The 20,167-nt window shown below is 48.1% G+C and carries 26 protein-coding genes, 3 tRNA genes and 1 other RNA gene; 7 read left to right on the forward strand and 23 right to left on the reverse strand.

Going from position 1 to position 20,167, the window contains the following annotated elements:
* The first annotated feature begins 1 nt into the window (after position 1).
* Together dnaK and dnaJ are read left to right on the forward strand one after the other, a co-directional pair.
* Positions 2-1,855: a molecular chaperone DnaK gene (gene dnaK / locus N5910_RS08685; RefSeq protein WP_261599569.1), complete on the forward strand. Its 1,854-nt coding sequence runs from the start codon at positions 2-4 to the stop codon at positions 1,853-1,855.
* Between the two features lie 78 nt (positions 1,856-1,933).
* Positions 1,934-3,064 (forward strand): molecular chaperone DnaJ, encoded by a 1,131-nt coding sequence (dnaJ, locus tag N5910_RS08690; RefSeq protein ID WP_074359534.1) that lies wholly within the window; start codon positions 1,934-1,936, stop codon positions 3,062-3,064.
* A 144-nt stretch (positions 3,065-3,208) separates the two neighbouring features.
* Here dnaJ and rnpB read toward each other — a convergent pair.
* From rnpB to N5910_RS08710, 4 genes are all read right to left on the reverse strand, one after another.
* Positions 3,209-3,505, reverse strand: an RNA gene (rnpB, locus tag N5910_RS08695) — RNase P RNA component.
* A gap of 32 nt (positions 3,506-3,537) precedes the next feature.
* Positions 3,538-3,612: transfer RNA gene (locus N5910_RS08700), tRNA-Met, on the reverse strand.
* A gap of 42 nt (positions 3,613-3,654) precedes the next feature.
* Complete coding sequence (locus N5910_RS08705; RefSeq protein ID WP_074359535.1) at positions 3,655-4,122, reverse strand: hypothetical protein; 468 nt, start codon at positions 4,120-4,122, stop codon at positions 3,655-3,657.
* A gap of 13 nt (positions 4,123-4,135) precedes the next feature.
* Complete coding sequence (locus N5910_RS08710; RefSeq protein ID WP_191216233.1) at positions 4,136-4,549, reverse strand: hypothetical protein; 414 nt, start codon at positions 4,547-4,549, stop codon at positions 4,136-4,138.
* Between the two features lie 86 nt (positions 4,550-4,635).
* Here N5910_RS08710 and map point away from each other — a divergent pair, with 86 nt between their 5' ends.
* Positions 4,636-5,526, forward strand: coding sequence for a type II methionyl aminopeptidase (gene map / locus N5910_RS08715; RefSeq protein WP_191216234.1), 891 nt, complete (start codon positions 4,636-4,638; stop codon positions 5,524-5,526).
* Positions 5,527-5,680: 154 nt separating this feature from the next.
* Here the strand turns inward: map and frhB are convergent, their stop codons facing one another.
* The 4 genes from frhB to frhA are packed head-to-tail and all read right to left on the reverse strand — an operon-like array spanning position 5,681 to position 9,066.
* A complete protein-coding gene (gene frhB, locus N5910_RS08720) occupies positions 5,681-6,526 on the reverse strand; it encodes a coenzyme F420 hydrogenase subunit beta (protein WP_191216235.1) in 846 nt (281 codons plus the stop codon).
* A gap of 12 nt (positions 6,527-6,538) precedes the next feature.
* A complete protein-coding gene (gene frhG, locus N5910_RS08725; protein WP_074359539.1) occupies positions 6,539-7,366 on the reverse strand; it encodes a coenzyme F420 hydrogenase subunit gamma in 828 nt (275 codons plus the stop codon).
* Complete coding sequence (frhD, locus tag N5910_RS08730; RefSeq protein ID WP_074359540.1) at positions 7,363-7,839, reverse strand: coenzyme F420-reducing hydrogenase, FrhD protein; 477 nt, start codon at positions 7,837-7,839, stop codon at positions 7,363-7,365. The genes frhG and frhD overlap by 4 nt, the downstream gene beginning before the upstream one ends.
* Positions 7,840-7,848: 9 nt before the next feature.
* A complete protein-coding gene (frhA, locus tag N5910_RS08735) occupies positions 7,849-9,066 on the reverse strand; it encodes a coenzyme F420 hydrogenase subunit alpha (protein ID WP_074359541.1) in 1,218 nt (405 codons plus the stop codon).
* Positions 9,067-9,315: 249 nt separating this feature from the next.
* On the opposite strand from frhA, the gene N5910_RS08740 reads away from it, so the two are divergent.
* From N5910_RS08740 to N5910_RS08755, 4 genes are all read left to right on the forward strand, one after another.
* Positions 9,316-9,756, forward strand: coding sequence for a PepSY domain-containing protein (locus N5910_RS08740; protein WP_074359542.1), 441 nt, complete (start codon positions 9,316-9,318; stop codon positions 9,754-9,756).
* Entirely contained in the window at positions 9,756-10,466 is a 711-nt protein-coding gene (locus N5910_RS08745) for a proteasome assembly chaperone family protein (RefSeq protein WP_261599570.1), read from the forward strand. The genes N5910_RS08740 and N5910_RS08745 overlap by 1 nt, the downstream gene beginning before the upstream one ends.
* A 45-nt stretch (positions 10,467-10,511) precedes the next feature.
* Positions 10,512-10,586: transfer RNA gene (locus tag N5910_RS08750), tRNA-Arg, on the forward strand.
* Between the two features lie 22 nt (positions 10,587-10,608).
* Positions 10,609-10,683: transfer RNA gene (locus tag N5910_RS08755), tRNA-Arg, on the forward strand.
* Between the two features lie 315 nt (positions 10,684-10,998).
* Here N5910_RS08755 and N5910_RS08760 read toward each other — a convergent pair.
* The 15 genes from N5910_RS08760 to dph2 form a co-directional block, all read right to left on the reverse strand.
* The gene (locus tag N5910_RS08760; protein ID WP_261599571.1) at positions 10,999-12,162 is read right to left on the reverse strand and encodes a TIGR00375 family protein; all 1,164 of its coding nucleotides are present in this window, start codon (positions 12,160-12,162) and stop codon (positions 10,999-11,001) included.
* 31 nt (positions 12,163-12,193) lie between these two features.
* Entirely contained in the window at positions 12,194-12,967 is a 774-nt protein-coding gene (locus N5910_RS08765) for a proteasome assembly chaperone family protein (protein ID WP_261599572.1), read from the reverse strand.
* A 1-nt stretch (position 12,968) separates the two neighbouring features.
* Positions 12,969-13,142 (reverse strand): RNA-protein complex protein Nop10, encoded by a 174-nt coding sequence (locus N5910_RS08770; protein WP_074359546.1) that lies wholly within the window; start codon positions 13,140-13,142, stop codon positions 12,969-12,971.
* Entirely contained in the window at positions 13,139-13,918 is a 780-nt protein-coding gene (locus N5910_RS08775; protein ID WP_074359547.1) for a translation initiation factor IF-2 subunit alpha, read from the reverse strand. The genes N5910_RS08770 and N5910_RS08775 overlap by 4 nt, the downstream gene beginning before the upstream one ends.
* Positions 13,919-13,934: 16 nt before the next feature.
* Positions 13,935-14,114, reverse strand: a complete 180-nt coding sequence (locus N5910_RS08780) for a 30S ribosomal protein S27e (protein WP_074359548.1) — start codon at positions 14,112-14,114, stop codon at positions 13,935-13,937.
* A 14-nt stretch (positions 14,115-14,128) separates the two neighbouring features.
* A complete protein-coding gene (locus N5910_RS08785; protein ID WP_191216238.1) occupies positions 14,129-14,407 on the reverse strand; it encodes a 50S ribosomal protein L44e in 279 nt (92 codons plus the stop codon).
* Between the two features lie 118 nt (positions 14,408-14,525).
* Entirely contained in the window at positions 14,526-15,236 is a 711-nt protein-coding gene (locus N5910_RS08790) for a DNA replication complex subunit Gins51 (RefSeq protein ID WP_074359550.1), read from the reverse strand.
* 20 nt (positions 15,237-15,256) lie between these two features.
* Entirely contained in the window at positions 15,257-15,991 is a 735-nt protein-coding gene (pcn, locus tag N5910_RS08795; protein WP_074359551.1) for a proliferating cell nuclear antigen (pcna), read from the reverse strand.
* A gap of 55 nt (positions 15,992-16,046) precedes the next feature.
* Complete coding sequence (locus N5910_RS08800) at positions 16,047-16,541, reverse strand: hypothetical protein (protein ID WP_074359552.1); 495 nt, start codon at positions 16,539-16,541, stop codon at positions 16,047-16,049.
* 68 nt (positions 16,542-16,609) lie between these two features.
* Positions 16,610-16,924 carry a transcription factor S gene (locus tag N5910_RS08805; RefSeq protein WP_074359553.1) on the reverse strand — a complete coding sequence of 105 codons (315 nt, stop codon included), beginning with the start codon at positions 16,922-16,924 and terminating at the stop codon, positions 16,610-16,612.
* A gap of 126 nt (positions 16,925-17,050) precedes the next feature.
* The gene (locus tag N5910_RS08810; RefSeq protein ID WP_074359554.1) at positions 17,051-17,470 is read right to left on the reverse strand and encodes an NUDIX domain-containing protein; all 420 of its coding nucleotides are present in this window, start codon (positions 17,468-17,470) and stop codon (positions 17,051-17,053) included.
* A 34-nt stretch (positions 17,471-17,504) separates the two neighbouring features.
* Positions 17,505-18,104: an endonuclease dU gene (locus tag N5910_RS08815; protein ID WP_261599573.1), complete on the reverse strand. Its 600-nt coding sequence runs from the start codon at positions 18,102-18,104 to the stop codon at positions 17,505-17,507.
* 10 nt (positions 18,105-18,114) lie between these two features.
* A complete protein-coding gene (locus N5910_RS08820) occupies positions 18,115-18,372 on the reverse strand; it encodes a DNA-directed RNA polymerase subunit L (protein WP_074359556.1) in 258 nt (85 codons plus the stop codon).
* A gap of 12 nt (positions 18,373-18,384) precedes the next feature.
* Positions 18,385-18,954, reverse strand: a complete 570-nt coding sequence (locus N5910_RS08825) for an exosome complex RNA-binding protein Csl4 (protein WP_074359557.1) — start codon at positions 18,952-18,954, stop codon at positions 18,385-18,387.
* 218 nt (positions 18,955-19,172) lie between these two features.
* Positions 19,173-20,162, reverse strand: coding sequence for a diphthamide biosynthesis enzyme Dph2 (dph2, locus tag N5910_RS08830; RefSeq protein WP_261599574.1), 990 nt, complete (start codon positions 20,160-20,162; stop codon positions 19,173-19,175).
* Between the last annotated feature and the right edge of the window lie 5 nt (positions 20,163-20,167).

Consider the following 20,167-nt stretch of genomic DNA (forward strand, 5'->3'; position numbering starts at 1 on the left):
TATGGCGAAGAAAGAAAAAATCATCGGTATTGACCTTGGAACAAGTAACTCTGCAGCCGCAGTCCTTATAGGTGGTAAGCCAACCATCATACCCAGTGCAGAGGGTGCCTCCCAGTATGGTAAGTCATTCCCTAGCTGCGTGGCATTTACAGAGGACGGCCAGATGCTGGTGGGTGAACCGGCAAGAAGACAGGCGGTCACCAATCCTGAAAACACCATCACGGCCATAAAGAGGAGTATGGGTACCGATCGCAAGGTCAAGGTCCAGGGGAAGGAGTACACACCACAGGAGATCTCTGCATTCATACTCCAGAAGATTAAAAAGGACGCCGAAGCCTTCCTTGGCGAGGAGCTAAAGAAGGCAGTTATAACGGTACCCGCATACTTTGACGACAACCAGAGGACAGCAACAAAGGATGCCGGTACCATCGCAGGACTGGAAGTTGTCAGACTGGTCAACGAGCCAACAGCAGCAAGCCTCGCCTACGGCCTTGACAAGGAAGACGAGGACCTTGTCATAATGGTCTTTGACCTTGGTGGTGGAACACTGGACGTTACAATAATGGAATTCGGTGGAGGAGTCTTTGAGGTAAGATCCACAAGCGGTGACACCCAGCTCGGCGGTACGGACATGGACAACGCCATAATGAATTATCTTGCCGAGGAATTCAGGAAAGAGACAGGAATAGACCTCATGGAGGATGACCAGGCGGTTCAGAGGCTGAGGGAAGCTGCCGAAAAGGCAAAGATAGAGCTCTCAACAACCCTCACAACCGAGGTAAACCTCCCATACATAACCGTTGCACAGGACGGTCCAAAACACCTCATAAAGACCATCACAAGGGCCAAACTGGAAGAACTTGTTGACCCCATCGTCCAGAGATGTGCAGGTCCAATGGAACAGGCCCTCAAGGATGCCAGCATGAGCAGGGAGGACGTTGATAAGATAATCCTTGTGGGTGGACCTACAAGGATGCCCATAGTCCAGAAATTCGTTGAGGACTTCATAGGAAAACCCGTTGAAAGGGGAATAGACCCCATGGAATGTGTTGCGATGGGTGCGGCCATACAGGGAGGGGTCCTTGCAGGTGAAATAAAGGACCTTGTGCTCCTTGATGTAACCCCATTATCCCTGGGTATAGAGACCCTTGGAGGGGTCTTCACCAAACTGATCGAGAGGAACACAACGATCCCCACAAAGAAGAGTCAGATATTCTCAACCGCGGCAGACAACCAGACATCCGTTGACATACATGTGCTTCAGGGCGAAAGGCCCATGGCAGCGGACAACACAAGCCTTGGAAGGTTCCAGCTTGTCGGGATACCCCCCGCACCCCGTGGAGTGCCCCAGATAGAGGTCACCTTTGACATTGACGCCAACGGTATACTGAACGTCTCAGCAAAGGACCTTGGAACCGGAAAGGAGCAAGCTATAACCATAACAGCACCAAACAAGTTATCAGAGGAAGAAATAAAACAGAAGATCGAGGAGGCCAAGAAACACGCCGAAGAAGACAAGCGGAAGCAGGAGGAAATCGAAATAAGGAACAACGCTGACTCAATGATCTACACGGCTGAAAAGACCCTCCAGGAACTCGGTGATAAGGTGCCATCAGACAGGAAGGAGGCGGTTGAAAAACAGGTCAGCGAACTCCGTGAACTCATCGCCGGTGATGACATCCAGGCCATAAAGGCAAAGACAGAGGAGCTCACAAAGACCGTTCAGGAAATAGGTGCGGTCATATACCAGCAGGCAGCCCAGCAGCAGGCAGCTAACACCTCCGAAGACCAGGCATCCCGGGGCCAGGCCGGGGGTGATGACACAATAGACGCCGACTTTGAGGTTAAAAATTAACCTCCCATCCCAAACTTTTTTTATACCATGAACTCATACTGATTTTCAGGACTACTTTTAGAGTACAGGTGAAATTCGATGGCGAAGCGTGACTACTATGAGGTCCTCGGTGTTGATCGGGGTGCTGATAAGAAGGAAATAAAAAGGGCCTACCGTAGGCTTGCAAAAAAGTACCACCCTGATGTCAGTGATGACCCCGCTGCAGCTGAAAAGTTCAAGGAGATAAGTGAAGCCTACGCAGTGTTATCCGATGATGAGAAAAGAAGAAGATATGACCAGTTCGGCCATGCCGGTATGGATGGCTTCAGCCAGGAGGATATATTCAGCAACATCAACTTTGAGGACATATTCAGCGGCCTTGGATTTGACGTGGGTAACATCTTCGATATGTTCGGATTTGGACGGGGAAGAAGACGTGGACCCCAGAGAGGCGCTGATCTGGAGTACACCCTTGAAATAAGCCTTGAAGACGCATACAGGGGACTTGAAACAGACATAAGGGTGCCCCATACAAAGAAGTGCCCTGTCTGTAAAGGTACACGTGCAGAACCGGGTACAGGTACAAGGACCTGCTCAACATGTGGCGGTAGCGGGCAGGTAAGGCAGGTAAGGAACACAATACTGGGTCAGATGATGAACATAAGCACCTGCCCGGACTGTCAGGGTGAGGGAACAGTCGTTGAAAAACCCTGCAGTAACTGCAACGGCAGGGGGATCGTGAAGAAGACCAGTACGATACACGTGAAGATCCCCCCTGGTGTTGAAACAGGTTCAAGGCTCAGGATACCCTGTGAGGGTGAGATGGGTCTTCGCGGAGGCCAGCCAGGAGACCTGTACGTTGTGATAAAGGTCAAACCCCACAGGATATTTGAAAGGGATGGTGCGAACCTCTACACTGAAAAGCCTATAAGCTTCGTGCAGGCGGCCCTCGGGGACACCGTTAAGGTTCCGACCCTTGACAGGCCCGTGAAGCTCAGGATACCTGCAGGCACCCAGAGCGGCACAACCTTCCGTGTTAAGGGGCACGGGATGCCACACCTTAAATGGAACGGCTACGGCAACCTGTATGTGAAGGTGAAGGTTGTGACCCCAAGAAAACTAAGCTCCAGACAGAAGGAGCTGCTGAAGGAATTTGCAAGTATAAGCGGTGATGAGATCCATGACGATAAGGGCTTCTTTGATAAGGTGAAGGACGCCATAATCCACTAACATTGCACCACAGCGGACAGCCACCGGAATGAAGGATGATACCATCAAAATCAATTTTTTAACTGAATCTGAATCCATTGAAGCCACTTATTTTTTACTTAAAATTGAGAAACGCTCCTTCTCTGAAGTTTATAATTGAGTGGGGCATGCCGGGAGTAACCCACCTTCTGTTTTGGCAGCATTCATCTTGGCGGACTACCTCTGCCTCCTACAGTAGTCACAGGCAGTATTTGTCCTTGCATCCCGTGGAATGGCCGTTTCACCGATCCTCCTGATGTCAGTCTGCTTCTTCAGCTGAAGCATCATTATCATCCACCAGGAGACGTGTCGTTTCTGTTCCAGGGTCCAGCCTCTCAGCTGATGCCTCACAGCACCACGGTTCTGTATGATGGGTGGAGTTTCCTCAGCCCTTTAAGGACCGTCAGCTGCCCTCCGGCTTGCCCCGGTAAGTAAACATGAGAAATAAGAACTGATAGCGGGGCCTAGATTTGAACTAGGGATCTCGGGGTTATGAGCCCCGCGGGATCACCAGACTACCCCACCCCGCTAAACATTAGATTTGTTATTTCAGTATATAAAGGTTGCGGTGTTTATTCCCTCTCCTCTTCCAGCCTCTTCAGGCGTTCATCCAGGGATTCAAGTTTCTTATTGGTGTAGCCCCTGTACTCATTGAACCTCCGCTCAAGCTCATCGATGTTCCTTGATATGAGGTTCAGCCTCTTCTGAAGGTCATTGATATCATTCTTTGTTGCGAGTTCCCAGTCCTCAATTAGCTCATCACTCTTTTCGTTGAGGAATGCATCAATCTTGTTTGAAATCACATCGGTACTTATGGGAACATCCCTGACCTTTCCCATAATCCTGTCACCCATTCCAGAGACCTTCTCTCCAACACCACTCATGTAGCCTTCTCCCTCCTCAGCACCTATCCTTTCACCTATACCATATATCTGTGTCCTGACGCCTCTACCGTTACCTGACTCCATCAGATAATAGTATATCAGGACAATAACCGCACCTGCAAGTATCAGGATTGCAAGTAGCTCCACAGGACCCATAGGATCACCCCTATCATTTCAGTTTAATGCCCAGTTCCGCTTCCTTCTTCTCAATATCCCTGAGCATTTTCTTGAGTTTTTTGAATTCTGTCTGGGCTTCAAGGAGTGCCAGGCGCTCACTTATCTCACTCTGGAGGTATCCCAGCTCATGCATGAGACTCATTGTATCCTTCCTTATTGCAGAAAGCCTTTCCTGTTTTTCCTTGGGAAGCGGTATCGTTGTCTCCATTAAACGTTTGGCCTTAAGGTCGTTCTCCACCAGTGATATCTTTTTAAGTTCAATCTGCTTCTCAAGAATGACTATATCATTCTGGGATTCCCTGACCCTCCTCCACTGTATAGAGACTATTATAACCGTTATAAAACCCAGGATGGCTATTATAAGCCATATAATATTCTGCTGTGAAATCACCGTGCCCGACACCATATACCTCACCATAATATATTATTTAATGGTAAGAATATATACTTCCACCCTTAAGTAATTTTAATCAGTGAATTTTAGTGATGAATATGATCAGTTCATATCTGAAGGCAGGTAAAATAGTTTCAAAGGTCCGTGACGATGCCTCAAAGCTCATAAAGGATGGTATGCCGGTACTGGAGCTGGTGAACCATGTTGAGGGTTCTATAAGAAGTGAGGGTTCCGAACCGGCATTCCCCTGTAACGTCTCAATTAACGATGTGACCGCCCACTATACATCACCACCGGGAGATAAAACCCTGATAAAGGAAGGTGACCTTGTTAAGCTGGACCTTGGTGCCCATGTTGATGGATTCATAGCCGATACTGCAATCACGGTTGCTGTTGGTGATGCAGATGAAAGGTGCTACGTCATGATGGATGCTGCCAGGGAGGCCCTCGAGGATGCCTTGGCCACTATAAGGGCTGGGGTTGAGGTTGGTGAAATAGGGAGGGTTATTGAGGAGAAAATACACTCCCATGGAATGAAACCCGTTGCAAACCTCACAGGGCACAGCATGGACCGGTGGATACTTCATTCAGGCCTTTCAATTCCGAATATAACGGAAAGAAATCCGCATCTCCTTGAGGAGGGTGATGTCCTTGCAATCGAACCCTTTGCAACGGATGGTGTTGGTCTTGTAACGGACATGCCCGAGACACATATCTTCCGTTTCCTGAGGGACCGTCCGCTGAGGCTTGTCCATGCAAGGAGGGTGCTTGGCAGGATCAAGGAGGAGTATCATGCCCTTCCCTTTGCCCAGAGGTGGCTTGAGGAATACTTTGAACCAAAAAGGCTCAATGCATCCATGAGGATGTTAATTCAGTCAAGGGCAATCTACCCCTACCATGTCCTGAGGGAGAAAAGCGGTGCCCTGGTCGCCCAGTGGGAGCACACCGTTATCGTTGAAAAGGATGGCTGTACCGTGATCACAGAATAAACCATCAAAAGATGTGCATACATCAATTACCAATCAAGATAAGCATAAACTAAATCCAGGGATGCTCATCAATTACCAATAAGCAACCTTAACTAAAAATCCCGAAGATCAGAAGTTCTGAAGAATCTTTAAAAATAAAAAGTAATTGATGGGATCAGAAGGGTGTTGGTAATCCCATCTCCTTTCTTGCGGCGATGTTCTTTTCTGCTTTCTCCTTCTTCTGGGCAGCGAGTTTCTCAAGAAGTCCAAGCCCTGGTTTAACTTCCTCTATTGGTTTTGTTTCAAAGAGTCCTGCCTCAACTGCCTGTTTGAATATTGAATCCCCTGCATCGGTCCTTGTTATCACTGTGGACCATCCATCCGGTGATCCAACGGAACCTGTTGATACATCTGCCAGTTCAGCGACGTAGTCCTTACAGATCTTACACCCGGCCTGTTCGTATCCATGGGTCTCCTTGAGAGGGAGGGTCAGGACATCATCCTGGGTGTAGACCCAGAACTTTCCTTTACCTATGTCCATCTTCTCAACCAGTTCCATGCTGATTCCAAGTTTTTCACAGATAAAGGTCTGGAGTGATGTGTAGGGGAAGTTCTCCATACAGTAGATACCAACCAGGAGTTTTATCTTATCTGCAAGGAACCTTACACCGAATGGGTAGGTCTGGGTTTTCCTTATACCCATTGTCTGGCATGGTATGGCTACTGTACCAAGCTTCTCTATACCGTACTGTCTCACGGCCTTCTTGAGCATCATCACGTTTGGTGAGAATGTGTACTTGGTGCCTGCAGCGGCCTTGAGTTCATCTGATGTCATTGCAACCATTGGCTGTGGTTTCCAGAACTCTTCACCTGGCCCTGCAACGACTGCTCCTTCAATTATCCTTTCATCCAGAGCGTATGCAAGAAGACCTGTAACTATCCCTCCGTCCTGGGCAAGTTTCTGAATCTCCCTATCTGTTGACCTGGCGGAAACTATCTCCTTGTAAGTACCTAAAACCATCTTCACAGCCTCCTATAGCCCTAACTCCTTTTTAATCTGTTCTTCAGGCCACCAGCTCCTTGGGCACTGCACATAGCAGATTCCACATTTTATGCAGCGGTCACTGTTAAGTTCCGGCCTTCCGTTGGTCATGTCAAGGGCCCTTGTCTGGCAGGCCATTGCACATGTTCCACACCCGATACAGAGGCCCTGGTTAACAACCTTTGTCTGCAGGTCGCATCCGCATGCCTCTGTGTATCCTGCAAGGTCCAGCATTGGCTGCAGGTAGTCCATATCATTGTTAAGCAGTGCCACAACCGTCTTTGCTATGATCTCAGGTGATGGCGGGCAGCCTGGCAGTGCAAGGTCCACGTCTATGAGATCAGCTATTGGCACAAAGGACTCGTGTGATGGCTGTGCCTGCTGTCCACCCCTTGAGTACCTTGTGAAACAGCCTGTAGCTGCACATGACCCGAAGGCACAGACAAGTTTAGCCTTCTCCCTGAGTTCCTTGAGTTCGTGCAGGCTGTGCTCGTCCTGCAGACAGACAGAACCCTCAACCAGTGCAAGGTCCATCTCTGGCATCTCCCAGAGATCCACGAGGGTCTGTCCATAAACGATATCTACCATATTGGTGAGTAATTCCGCGAGAATGTCGTAGTTTTCAGTTAACGACATAGCATCTCCGGTACATCCGCTCAGGTGGATGTATCCTATTCTTGGTTTTGCATTTTCTTCAGCCACTTTCTCAACCTCCTCTTTTGAAGCTCCAACAGGTTCAGATTCTTCCTTTTCAGGTTTTTCCCCTTTAGCTTCAGCCTCCAATCCTAAAAATCTTTTGATTCGGGCGATTAAACTCATTTAGAAACCCCGATCTCCTTTAAAATCATCTGAATGGCCCTGGGAACAGCCTCTTTAACCGGGGGTGTGAGGCCCATCTCAACATTGGGTGCTGATACTTCCCCTGGTTTACATCCTATTACCACAACATCAATCCTTTCACTGAGTTCATGGAGGGGCTGGCTCACTGGCCATGTATGCATGTTTTCATAGGATCCCTTCGGAATCTCGGTTACATCGAATTTTCTGAGGGTCCCTGGTTCCGCATTGAATTCAACAACATCCACCACTATCATCTTCTTCCACTGCTCATGTGGAAGTGAGAAGACGAAGTGCGGACCGCCAGTCCCAGCATCAATGAACATTACATTATCTGGTTTTTCCCTATCCTTGAAGTATTCTTCAAGGCCTTTGATAACTTCCGGGCCGAATCCATCGTCCTTGAAAAGGATGTTTCCACAGCCCACCACTAGAATCTCAGCGTCGTATGGCATGTTATTCCCTTAGAGTCTGACCATTTCATCCTTGATTACTGATCTGTCCTCATCATCAACAACCATCACGTGGGTGGCGCATGATAGACAGGGGTCGTATGCGCGGATAACGTGTGGTCCATATTCATGGTGGAAGCCCTCTGTTGCTGGTCCCATGGTTGGTATGTTCCAGGTTGTTGGGACAAGTGCACTGTAGAACTGGATCTTACCGTTTTCAACCTTTGCCATGTGGACGTCAAGTCCCCTTGGACCTTCAATTGCACCCACACCAAGTTTTCCTGTTCCCCTCTCATCAAACTCTGCCCTGACCGGGGCTGATGTGTCAAGTTCATCAAGTATCTCGATGGCCCTTGCAAGTGCTGTTTTCATTTCAAGTGCCCTTGCAACGTGCTGTGCAACAACACCTCTTTCCTTGAACCCCTGGAATTCCACCATCCTTGCCCTTGGACCTACCTCAACGTTCCTTCCATCATATAGTGGTATTGTTGAGCATGCCCTTTTGGCTATTTCAGGGTCATCGTACCAGCTTTCAGGCATTACCTCTGTGAATCTGTCCAGGTCGAATTTTGTCCTGTCACCGTATATCTGATGGCTTGCAAGGGTTGGCTGGTTGTGGACTCCAAGACCCTTTGGAAGGCCCTTATCCTCTATGAGTCCTATCATGAGTTCAACGTGCTCGTCAAGTTTTGGTTTGAGCTGCTTGAGCCTTGCGTAGAGTCTTTTCCTTGCAAGTTCGGTTATGTTATCGGCCATTCCCCCTATCCTGACATCAGAGGGGTGTATACCTTCACCTGCAACCATGTCAACTACGTACTGGGCGTTCTTCCTTATTTCTGAAACTGAATTTATTGCATCTGCCATGAGGTTTTCAGGTACGAAGTCTGGTGCTATAAGGAATTGATGTATGGCATGGCTGTTTACATGGTGTGCTGCCAGTGTAAGTTCCCTCAGAAGTCTTCCTGCCTTTGGAACTTCAATGTCAAGGGAGTCGTCGATTGCCTCAACTGAAGCAAGTGTGTGTGGTATCGGGCATACTCCACATATCCTCTGGACAATAACAGGTGCTGTTTCAGGTGCTTTTCCTGTTACTATCTTCTCCAGGCCCCTGACAGGAGTAATACTGAAGTATCGCCCCTTTGTCACTATTCCCTCATCATCGACTTCCATGACAAGTTCTGCATGTCCTTCTTGTCGTGATGTCGGCGATATAACAATCCTTTCGCTCAAATGTATCACCTCTTGTTTTTAAAGTTCGAAAAACCTTCAATATTATAGCTGTTTTTAAATGTTATAAGTTTTTCAATTATGAAAAAGGTGAAAAGTATTTATAGAATGATGGAGAGTAATTATAATTGGTAGAAACACTAATGTTTAATATGAATTTTTTAGTTTGTAATACTGATGCCGGATATTTATTTATATCTGAAACCACAAACCTCTAGGTTTGTGGAACACATAATCCAAGAAGGTGAGTTGATGATAAACTCAAAAATTCTAGCATCAGTGGCAATAGTCCTGATAATTGGAGCCGTTGCTGCAGGTTATCAGGTGAGTCAGAATTCCGAGTCGCTCTGGAAATTCACGAACCCCCAGGGTAGCTCAAACCCGAACCCATCAGAAGAGTCCAGTGTTCACAGCGAATCACCCTCCACTTCATCAGAGATGACCGGAGAAGGTTCAGGTGATGCAGGTGGTGATTCAGGTATGAATGTGAAGGTGTCCTCCTCTGAAGCAAAGAAAATTGCTCAGAGTTACATCAAACAGGAGGGTGCGGTGGCAGGGGCCCCCAGACTTGTTAAGATGAATGGAAAAACAGTTTATCTTGTCCCCATCGAAATGAATGGTAAAACTGTAGGTGAAATCTACATCGACCCTATAACAGGTAAGAACCTTGGAGGGGCTGGTGGTGCTCCATGATGATTGAAACAAAAACAGAGTGTTGTACAATCTATTCAGAGGATGTGGAGGATGCCGTTGTACTTGAAGGTTCCCCTGGCGTCGGCCTTATAGGCAACATAGTGGGCTGGCTCCTTGTTGAGGATCTTAAAATGAGGGAAATAGGCTACATTGATTCAAAGTACTTCCCGCCGCTGGCCGTTCTCTACAGGGGGGTTGCAATACACCCCTTCAGGATATATGAGGGTGAGGGGATAGTTCTATTCCTTTCAGACTTCATACTCCCCCCTACAGTGGTCTATGATATGACAAATGCCATCGTGGAGTGGATGGAGAGGAACAGGAGCCACGAACTGATAACATTCAACAGCATGGTTGTCAGGGAAAAGTCCCAGCCTGTTGCAGGTGCAGGTAACAGCCAGGATGTCATTCAGAGGCTCGCTGATCTTGGCATTCCAATAGTGCCCTTCGGCAACCTTAACGGAATCTCAGGCACGCTCCTTACAAGGTGTGCGGTCAGGGATATACCTGCATCCTGTCTCTTTGCAGAAATACTCAACCCCTACCCTGATCCAAGGGCAGCTGCAGCTGTTGTTGATGTCCTCAACAGCATGCTCGGTACCAGTATTGACCCTGAACCACTCCTTCAGGAGGCCCAGGCAATAGAATCCAGACTTAAAAAGCTTGCAGAGACCGTCCAGGGAGAGGTGGAAACACCCATATACATGTAAAAGTTTATATATGAAAAAATTCAATATTCTTTTACTCTTTTGTAAGGGCCCGTAGCCTAGCCAGGATAGGGCGTCGGACTTCTAATCCGAAGGTCCCGGGTTCAAATCCCGGCGGGTCCGCTAAAAATAGGTGAGTGAGAAGGGGCCCGTAGCCTAGCCAGGATAGGGCATCAGACTCCTAATCTGAAGGTCCCGGGTTCAAATCCCGGCGGGTCCGCTTCAACTATTTTTATAGATCCTTTCAAGAATCTCTACTGATGATGCACACTTAATCAGAAAAAAATCATTCAAGTAGCAGGGATCGAAAAGGATGCACACCATAAACTATTCAAGTATCACTGAGCAGAATAAATAAAATTTGACATACTTCTTCTATTAGATTATAGTAGGGTCCATATTTCATGGGGGTCCCCGGATCCCCTGATACCAATATTAAGGTTAGGTCTAATAACCACCAGTAAATATCTTTAAGGACAAAAAACCAGATAATCAGAAGCTTTCAGGAATGGCTTGAACTTCTGAAATGAATTAACTACCTGCTGAAGTAGGCATCGAGGGTTTCAGCAGGGAACCTTATCTCACCATACCTTCCGCCGCCGCCAGGGATCACAATAAGGGATCCATCACGGAAGGCCCTCACTGCAGCAGCAACCTCCCCATCAATAGAGGCGATGCCATCAAGGGGGGCATTAAGGAGTACGTCTATCTCCGTGCCGAACTCATCCACCAGCCCCTGCCATATGCCCTGGACAAATTTTGTTTTAACCCCCTTACCATGTTTCATGGCTATTATCTCAGCAAGGGGCATGAGATGCACATAGGGTGGTCTGTGGGGAGGATGGCGGGGTTCATCCCATGAGGAAAGTTCATAGATGCGGTAATCAACACCCTTCTTGATTTTACCGCCGCAGGGACACTTCATGTTCATACCAAGTGCCTCTTCTGGCTCATAGATCCTGTGGCACCTTGTGCAGGCAGTCATATGATACTTGCCGAGGCGCGGGTCCAGGCCATAATTTGCTGTGATCCTCTTCTTCAGTATGCACCTTTTGAGTGAAGTGAATGACACATCATCCATTTCAAGCTGATTGAACTCCCTTCCAAGGCGGTGAGGCCACGGTGAATGTGCATCTGAATTTGTAAGGAAGGGTATATCCTCAAGTTCTGCTATCTTATCAGCCATATCTGTATCAGCAGAAAGTCCAAGTTCAAGGAAGTCCGGCTTCACACCGTAACAGTCCATATAGCTATCATAGGACTTGTACATGCTCGTCCATGGTGTGAAGGCATGTGAAGGTCCTGCAAGGCCATCATATTCATGTACAAGGTCAATTATACCGGCGCCGTCCAGCCTTACCCTTGGCCTCCCATCCGAGGGGGTTCCCTGGATCATCCTCTCAGCGATTTCCTCTGCAGCCTCAAGGGATGGGAGGATAAGCATGTGATGGACCCTCCTTGAATCCTCAACCTCAGCTGTTATTATGAAACTGCAGTCCCCCCTCTGGTAAACACCATCCCCAAGGTAACGGGTGCCCTCAGCTATCATCTTCCTCCATCCAGGGTGAAGGGCGTCACCCGTCCCCACCACCTGAAGACCCTTGAACCGTGCCTGGGGGGCTATGTTCTCTACAACCATATTACGGGACGTTGCCCTTGAAAAACAGCTGTGAATATGGAGGTCGGCATTGACAATCATCAGATCATCCATGAAAGCTTAAAAAAAAGAATTAACCTATGTACCGGAGGTCTTCTTCACCGGGTTTAAGGTTCATCCTGTCAATCATCTCCTGCTCCATCTGCTGGGCCTTCATTATCATCTTTCTGGTCTCTTCAGCCCTCTCCTCCAGCTTTTCAAGGCTTACATCAAGTTTGGTCATTTCAAGAAGGACCTTGAGGAGTGCCCTTGCAGCCTCCGCATCGATGAAGTAGCCGGGTGTTTCACCCATGAGACATACACCATTCATGCCCCTAAGTGATCCCATGCCCAGAAGCAGGCCTGAAGCACCTATGATGCCCCCATCTGCGGATCTCAGTATAACATCATGCTCCCTGAGCTTCTCTGCAAGCTCCATGCTGGTGGCTGCACCATAAACCCCTGCCTTCTCAACGGGCTGTCCTGTTGCAAGGCCCCCGAGGGTGAATATCTCCTTAACACCGTACCCTTCAACAAAGTCAAGTATGAGGCCGCATATCTCATACTGACCCTCAGGTGAAAGTCCCTGGGTGTTCCCGACAAGTACTATGTAATCCCTGCCATCTTCACCTGCATCCTTGAGGTAATAGAACTCATTTTTCATTGGCTCGATTATTCCATCCTCATCGACCAAGACCTGTGGCGGGAATGATGGGGAGTAAAGCTCCGCGAACTTCACAGCATCAAGCTCATCTATTATATGGTCGGCTGCGAGTTTTCCAACATGACCGATTCCAGGGAGGGCCTCGATAAAAACAGGGCTGGAAAGCTCAACATCTTCCAGGACATTTATGGTTGTTTCCCTCATTTTATTCACCGTTATTCTTCATGAGAAGCTCTCTTTTCAGCTTTCTCCTGTACTTACCGTACCTGTCCTCAGGGGAAAATTTCGGAGGGTATACTACTCCCGTGGCTCCCCCGCAGTGAGGGCAGACATCCCTGAGGGTGTATTCCCCGCATGAACTGCATCTCTTCATCTTCATGTCAGCTCACGGTGGAATTCTCCCTCTCCACCCTCCTTCTCCACTATCTCTATGCACTTCTGGGCAGCTTCCTTGAGCTGTTTCTCTGCATCAAGATAATCCGTGGATTTCACGATTAGCCTGTACCTTGGAGCCCCAACAGCCTGGACGATTATGCCCTCATCCTGGGCTGATTTAAGGGCCTTCCTGATGATCTCGACACCGTTGGGTGCGTATGACTTGATATCGACGTAACCAGTTATCTGAACCTCAGGGGGTGTTATGTTGCGTCTGGCGATCTCTGTTATCGCTGATGCCCAGTCTTCAGGGATTCCCTCATCTATAAGGGCCTGTTCACCCTCCTCTGCAGCGGTTTCGAAGGCGCCGTAGAGGTCGCCGAATATGTCCATGAGTTCATATCCAACCTTTTCATAGGCCGTGTCAAGGTCCACTCCAAGATCCTTTGCTGCCAGTTCAAGGAATTTTTCAGCCTTCTGCTCAATTTTCCAGGCCTGGATCTTCTTTGTCCTCTGATCCTCACGTATCCTTTTCATTGAGACATCAACATGTCCCTTCCTTGGATTGACGCGCAGGACCCTTGCAACTATTTTCTGGTTTTCCCTTACAAAGTCCCTTATGTTTTTAACCCATCCAGAGGAGACCTCTGAGATATGAATGAAAGCCTCTTTCCCCGGGTATTCCTCCAGGGTTGCGAAGGCGCCGTAGTTAAGGACCTTGTGGACGGTTCCCACTACGAGTTCGCCCTCCTCAGGCCATTCATTTTTTCTTCTTACCATTTTAAAACACCTAGGTTTAATCCAGGACCTCTAGAATCTGGGCTTTAATCTTTGATTTTCCTCCTGTTGGTTCAACCAGTGTTTTACCACAGATTATGCACTGTACCTGTGACGCTGCCCTGTCAAAGACAACCTGCTGATTGCCACAGTCCATGCATTTAACACGGAGAAAATTGCTTCTTGTATTGTAAAACATCACTAAAATCACCCCTAGGCTACAAATTCAACTCTTCCGGCCCTGAATGATTTCTTTTTAATGTGGGACTTTCCGCATTCCTTGCATTTAAGTCTGAGGTCCAGTTTCTTGACCGGTTTGTTGCCTGATGGCAGCGGACGTGGGTAACCCCTGTAACCTGCGGTGACCCTTCTGAACTGCCTCTGTCCCCACTTAAGCTCACTTGCCTTTCTTCTCTTTGATTCAAGTACCTCGTGAACCGTGTGTTTCCTGCAGTTTGGACAGTAAGTTCTTCTTTCTTTAGGAATCTTCATATCTAATCACCTCTTCTAATGAAAAAGTAAGCCTGAGATAAACTTTTTTTATATTGGGTTACTATTTCTTAAATCTCTATTTATACCTTTGTATGGTATAATAAAAGGTGTCATGATGTCATGAGTACCTCATTCTACGCCCCTTCTTTGCATTTATAAAGACCTCTGCATTTAAAGATGGGAGGGTGACAATATCCTGTGGCCTGAATGGACCGTAAACCTTCTCATCCACCCCGATGATCCTTGAGGGTATCTCGTCAAATATCAGGACTGTCTCAATATCATCAAGCCCCGCGTTGCAGTCCCTATCCAGGGGTCCAGATCCCCTATCCTCCCGTGACTGAGCTATTTTATCTAAGGGTTCAGGTTCCTTCTCCCCCGGGGACGGATTCATGGCTTTTTCATCCACCCTCCCGGAACTCTCACCTGTATCAATGTCAATGGATGGGATTATCCTCTCCCTGAAAGCCTTCAGGGTGTCGATAAGGGAAAAATAGAGTTCCTCTTCCTCGGGGGTCATGTTAAGGGGTGTGGTATCCTGCAGGTCAAACTGTGGTCTGCCATTGAAAAGCTGGTAGGATCTCTGAACGTTCATGACTGCACTGTCTGTTATCTTGTGCTCACGCCTCTCGCATATCTCGGTTGCTATCCTCTGGGTGTCCCTTATAAGGTAGTGTTCCTTTGCAAAGGGGTCGTTGCCCACCGATTCAAGAAGGTCCTCGATGTAGCTGTGGACCCTCTGATAGAAGTCGTCTCCAACCCTTGCAAGGCCGCTCTCAGATCTTTCCTTCTTCTGAATCCTCCTCAGCTTCTGAAAGAATTCGTCCAACCCCATTCCTCACCAGTCAGTTATTCCTCTGCCTCTATTCGAGGAGCGAGGAGGAAACTAAGTTCTCCCTCATTGCTTGGCATCTTAAGGGTTAATTTAAGGGGCATGTCATTTCCGAGGTTTATGATTGCCGTCTCACTGAACTTATCCGCCTTTAACATCTCCTTTATCTTGTCCAGGGAGTAAACGCTTCTTGCAGGGTTATTTATCTTTTCCCCGTGGAGGTACTCTATCTGGGCATCCCCGAACTCTCCCTCGGCAGATGCTATGAATCTGTCCTCGTCAACCCGGAAGGTTATCTTATCAGAGAAGATATCTATATCAGCTATTGAGTCCTTCAGGAGCTGGAATGGGACCTCAAATTCATTTTCATATTCAATTTCAGGAGGACTTGGAGTCTCGTATTCAATGTCTATCAGCCTTATCTTGAAGGTCCTCACGGCTTCACCCTCGAACTGAACTATGAGGTTCCCCTCATCAAGTGACAGGAGAAGCCTGTCATTCGCCTTGGCCCTTTTAAGGACCTTCATGAGTTCCTCTGTGTCAACATTGATCTTTTCGGGTTCATCGCATACGTATTCATCAAAGAGGTCCGCCTTCAGTTCAAGATGAACGTATGTGATGTGTGATCTGTCAAGGGCGTCAAGACGCATGCCTTCTGCACTGGTCTGTATCTGGACTTCATCCACAATGGATGATATGGCATCAAAACTTGTCCTTAAAATGTTAGGGTCATTCAACTCTGCCTTGAACATTTTTGTCCTCCTTATTCTGTATAGCTAGATATTATAGAACATCTTTTATATACTCTTACTTATCCTTATCCCCTGCTTCACCATTCCCTGCCTGTCCTGCATCTCCGGGTACGGTCCCGTCTCCAGAATCATCACTTCTCGCCTCTTTTCCATCATCATTATCCCCTGCTTCAGCATCCCTCACCTCTCTATAGAACCTGTCGATGAATGTCCCATTAAGGAGGCTGTGGACAAGGGACAGGCCCAGAAGTAGAAGACCAGTGAGTATAAGAAAGGCTGCTATTACCGTGTTCTCCCCTGAGACAACGTTATCCACAACCCTATCAGAGGATCCGATGATTGAAATGACCCCTGCCATGATGAGGAGGGCGCCCAGAACCATGGATGAGTATCTGATAATATCCTTACGGTACCTGATTATGAGGTTGACCGGGAAGTGTTCCTCGGACTCCGCGTCGGTTATTTCATCCCTGAACCTGCTTAAAAGGAGCCTGAATTCATCAAATTTTGTTTCCTTTTTTTTACCATTATCAGTGCCTTCATCCACCATCAGCACACCATTCCCAGAATATCAATCATGAGCCGGGTTGCAGCGGGTGCACCTGAAGAACCCTGCCTCTAATCATACTCCCTCCAGGTGTATTTGCAGCGGGTGCACCTGAAGAACCTTGTCTCGGATTCATCGGCCCTTCTGGTCTGCTGAAGCCACCAGAAGGCCTCCATGTTGCCACATTTAGGACACTCGGCCCTTGTTGTGGGGAGTGTCCCTACATCATCGCCTGTGAATATCACGGTATCCTTTGATTCAACTTCCTCTGAAACGTTGTATTTGTCTTTAAGTTTATCTGTTATCTCCATTTCATAGCCGCACTGGCACTTGAATCTCCTATTGGATGGAAACATTACAGCTCCGCATTTAGGACAGAACTCCATTTTCTTCCTCCTGGCTAAAGAAACTGAAATTTCTCTGATTTCTAAGATTTTTATTCAAGACCATTTATATTTATTTTGATTTCATGGACCCTGAGAGAAACCTTGTGCAGGGATATTGGAGTCCCCCTAAATCCCCTGCCCCTCCTCCAGGGCCCTCCTGAAGTCCCTGAGAATTTTTCCATGGTCAAATGCAAGTTCAAGGCCAGAGACCTCATCCAGTTTGAATATTTTCAGATCCTCCGCATCAGAGTCGGCTGCTGCTTCGCCTGAAATCGGCCGTGCAGTGAAGCATATGCTGACGGTGTGTCCCCTGGGATCCCTGGAGGGGTCAGAGTAGACTCCGAGGATTCCTTCAAGTTCCACTTCAAGTCCGGTCTCCTCAAGGGCCTCCCTCCTTGCAGCTTCCTCCACAGTCTCCCCGTACTCAACGAACCCTCCAGGAATTGCCCACGCTCCCCTGTAGGGTGGGTTGGCCCTCCTTATAAGGACAACCCTGTCTTCAGGAAACCTTATGATTATGTCCACGGTCAGGAGTGGTGTCTTCAATCATGAACCTCCAGAAGGATTTTGAGGGGCACAGCTATGCACCGCCCCTTGACTCTCCAAAGACAACACCCGATGCAATCAGATGAGCAGCCCGGAGGGGTTCAGGTAATGAACTTCTGGTCGTGGATATCCTGACAATCTCTGCAGCATCCTCAAGGTCCACCCCTGCCGTCTGAATGTAAAGGGTGTCCCTCACCTCAACAGGGTGGATCCGGCCAGCCCTTTTAATCATCGCCCACCTCAACCTCCAGTCAGGGAACCTGTGCATAAGGGCCCTTTTTATCCTCTCAAGGTCAGGGTGTCTCCTCACAACCACTATTACAGGCAGACCCGTTTCCCTGAATATCTCAGTTATATCTGCAACGTTGAATCCCCCGAAGGTCAGACCGTCAAGCATTATGACCCTTAACTGGTCCATATGCCTTGAACGGTTAACCATTTCAATTATCTTCTCTGTTGCATCCAGTCCATCGACCTTAATCCTTGTTGTCAGGACCCCGTCGAGCCACTGCCCTCCTCGAAACACCGTTCCAACCAGAAGAACATCCTCGCTGCTTCGGGGGGTGAAAGGTGCGTCGTCTATACCTAAAATCCTTATTTCAGATTTTATCTGGCTGAAATTATTGTTCTCCATGATAAAAGAATTAAATTGACTCTGCCAGAGCCCTGAATTCATCACATCTTTCCCTTAGGGTCTCCGCTGCAGCCAGGAGTGACTTCTTAGGGCTTCTTGCCCTTATGTAGAGCTCGGGTTCGCCCACTATGGGGTGGTCGATTGAGTAGGCGGCTGCCCTCACGGTATCATCTTCCATCAATATGCTTCTCAGTAGATTGCAGAGGGTGTGTGTCTCACCCTCAAATACGATTTCCATTTCATATCTTTTGTTGAGGATAACTTCCATGATAATTACTCCTTAACCTTCATAGTTTATTGAAAGCTTTCTTTTCTCTCTATTTTCACAGTTGGGACACTTTACCTCGTCCCTGCTGTTTAACTCCATGAAGTGTCTGCACCTTGTGCACATGGCCTTTATAACACCCAATTCACGGCCAGATGTCTGGAGGTCTATGCCATCGAGGCCCATGACCCTTGTGACCTTCGCCTCCACAATGTCCCCTATGCGGAAGGCCTCTGTTAGCTTTGAAAGGTAGCCCTTCTTTGCCTGTGATACATGAACACCGCCCACAAAGTAGGTTGCAAGGGCCCTCCTGCTGCCCTTTATGCCATGTATCCTCACAAGGGCGCGCTGGCCCCTCACATCAATGACCTCCCCTACGACCCTTGTCCCTGTCTTGAGGACCGGGGGGGTGCTGAACCTGGATATCACCTTTATACTCTTGTTCTTATCGTCTCTTTCAACCTCTCCAACAACAAGGGATTTTATCTTCCCGTTATCATCATAGGTTCCCTCTGATGGTAGAAGTTCTTCACTTACAGCTAAAAAATCTCCGGGAAAAACCATGTCCCCAGATTTAACTTTCATCCATTCACCTCTTCAGGATAAAAACAATACCTGACTTATACTGAATAATGGTTATTTCTCATGGAGTATATAATGTTTTTTGTGGAGAGGTGTGTGGTTTCATATGCTGGCTTCTGATGATTCCAGTGTGCTGTGCCGTCCCGGCACTCAGGGTATCTGATGCTTATCAGACTATTGGTTTAAACAAGGAAAGAAAAACACCTGAATTCAGACACCCATCAGATTATGATCTCATCAAGGGTGTAGTCCTCCCAGTCCCTCTCACCAAGGACTATTTCAAGTTCAGATGGGTTGAGGAGTGGTCTATCATACATTGGGGAGTCATCTATGGCCACACGGGGGCATGCCGTTACCACGAAGGCTTCAAGTTCCCTGAAGGGGAGGAGGAGGTCAGGGGAGATATTGTCCATGATAATGAGGATGGCCCTCTTACCTGCCTCCTCCAGTTTCCCCTTGAGGTTCTCTGCAAGCTGGAACCTCCTCTGGCCCTCCTTTGATGACAGGATTATACCCCACCTTTCTGCATCCATGGCCCGTGTTATCCTTGCAAACCTCACCCTGAGAACCCTGTCTGCAAATTCATCGATGTTCCTTACCTCCCCATGGTAGGGGTCTGCCACTAGAACATCCCTTCCTGTGAAGAGTTTTATGCCCAGGGGGTGGAAGTCTCCGCTCCCAATGAAGAGGTATGCATCGGCATCAAGGCCCCTGATACCTGAAAAATTGCATCCAAGCACCTGGCCCGGTTCCGTGTTCCTCCCTGGTTTCATGAGAACCTCGAAGCCCCTTTCCTCCAGGAACCTCCTGGCATCATCCAGGAGATGGAGGTGCTGTGTGGTGGTGGCGAGGCCTATCCTCCTGTAACCTGAGAGCATCTCAGCAGCCCTCCTGAGAACCCCTGAGACATCTGCGGCAGAGTAGGCCTCAACAAAGATAACAGGAACCTCATAGTCCAGGGGGAAGGGTGTGTGTCCATAGTGTACTATGACATCAACAAGGCCCCTCATCTTCCTGTCTGAAACATCACAGGCCCCGAAGCATGGATCCCCAGATACAAGAACCAGTGACCCTGTCTCCTTCTCTATCCTCTCTGCAACTTCAGTTGCCCTGATCCTGAGTCCATCAGGAAACTGGAGGCCCACAACCTCTGCCCCCAGCTTCTTTATCTCCTGGATGACCCTTTCTGTTTCCAAACTGTAAAGCGACATTCCTT

The organism is Methanothermobacter wolfeii (assembly GCF_025397995.1).
Classification (GTDB): domain Archaea; phylum Methanobacteriota; class Methanobacteria; order Methanobacteriales; family Methanothermobacteraceae; genus Methanothermobacter; species Methanothermobacter wolfei.

What these genes read in the sequence shown, in the direction of transcription:
- dnaK (WP_261599569.1), top strand. Translation starts at nt 2, where the DNA reads ATGGCGAAGAAAGAAAAAATCATCGGTATTGACCTTGGAACAAGTAAC.
- dnaJ (WP_074359534.1), top strand. Translation starts at nt 1,934, where the DNA reads ATGGCGAAGCGTGACTACTATGAGGTCCTCGGTGTTGATCGGGGTGCT.
- N5910_RS08705 (WP_074359535.1), bottom strand. Translation starts at nt 4,122, where the DNA reads ATGGGTCCTGTGGAGCTACTTGCAATCCTGATACTTGCAGGTGCGGTT.
- N5910_RS08710 (WP_191216233.1), bottom strand. Translation starts at nt 4,549, where the DNA reads ATGGTGTCGGGCACGGTGATTTCACAGCAGAATATTATATGGCTTATA.
- map (WP_191216234.1), top strand. Translation starts at nt 4,636, where the DNA reads ATGATCAGTTCATATCTGAAGGCAGGTAAAATAGTTTCAAAGGTCCGT.
- frhB (WP_191216235.1), bottom strand. Translation starts at nt 6,526, where the DNA reads ATGGTTTTAGGTACTTACAAGGAGATAGTTTCCGCCAGGTCAACAGAT.
- frhG (WP_074359539.1), bottom strand. Translation starts at nt 7,366, where the DNA reads ATGAGTTTAATCGCCCGAATCAAAAGATTTTTAGGATTGGAGGCTGAA.
- frhD (WP_074359540.1), bottom strand. Translation starts at nt 7,839, where the DNA reads ATGCCATACGACGCTGAGATTCTAGTGGTGGGCTGTGGAAACATCCTT.
- N5910_RS08740 (WP_074359542.1), top strand. Translation starts at nt 9,316, where the DNA reads ATGATAAACTCAAAAATTCTAGCATCAGTGGCAATAGTCCTGATAATT.
- N5910_RS08745 (WP_261599570.1), top strand. Translation starts at nt 9,756, where the DNA reads ATGATTGAAACAAAAACAGAGTGTTGTACAATCTATTCAGAGGATGTG.
- N5910_RS08760 (WP_261599571.1), bottom strand. Translation starts at nt 12,162, where the DNA reads ATGATTGTCAATGCCGACCTCCATATTCACAGCTGTTTTTCAAGGGCA.
- N5910_RS08765 (WP_261599572.1), bottom strand. Translation starts at nt 12,967, where the DNA reads ATGAGGGAAACAACCATAAATGTCCTGGAAGATGTTGAGCTTTCCAGC.
- N5910_RS08770 (WP_074359546.1), bottom strand. Translation starts at nt 13,142, where the DNA reads ATGAAGATGAAGAGATGCAGTTCATGCGGGGAATACACCCTCAGGGAT.
- N5910_RS08775 (WP_074359547.1), bottom strand. Translation starts at nt 13,918, where the DNA reads ATGGTAAGAAGAAAAAATGAATGGCCTGAGGAGGGCGAACTCGTAGTG.
- N5910_RS08780 (WP_074359548.1), bottom strand. Translation starts at nt 14,114, where the DNA reads ATGTTTTACAATACAAGAAGCAATTTTCTCCGTGTTAAATGCATGGAC.
- N5910_RS08785 (WP_191216238.1), bottom strand. Translation starts at nt 14,407, where the DNA reads ATGAAGATTCCTAAAGAAAGAAGAACTTACTGTCCAAACTGCAGGAAA.
- pcn (WP_074359551.1), bottom strand. Translation starts at nt 15,991, where the DNA reads ATGTTCAAGGCAGAGTTGAATGACCCTAACATTTTAAGGACAAGTTTT.
- N5910_RS08800 (WP_074359552.1), bottom strand. Translation starts at nt 16,541, where the DNA reads ATGGTGGATGAAGGCACTGATAATGGTAAAAAAAAGGAAACAAAATTT.
- N5910_RS08805 (WP_074359553.1), bottom strand. Translation starts at nt 16,924, where the DNA reads ATGGAGTTCTGTCCTAAATGCGGAGCTGTAATGTTTCCATCCAATAGG.
- N5910_RS08815 (WP_261599573.1), bottom strand. Translation starts at nt 18,104, where the DNA reads ATGGAGAACAATAATTTCAGCCAGATAAAATCTGAAATAAGGATTTTA.
- N5910_RS08820 (WP_074359556.1), bottom strand. Translation starts at nt 18,372, where the DNA reads ATGGAAGTTATCCTCAACAAAAGATATGAAATGGAAATCGTATTTGAG.
- N5910_RS08825 (WP_074359557.1), bottom strand. Translation starts at nt 18,954, where the DNA reads ATGAAAGTTAAATCTGGGGACATGGTTTTTCCCGGAGATTTTTTAGCT.
- dph2 (WP_261599574.1), bottom strand. Translation starts at nt 20,162, where the DNA reads ATGTCGCTTTACAGTTTGGAAACAGAAAGGGTCATCCAGGAGATAAAG.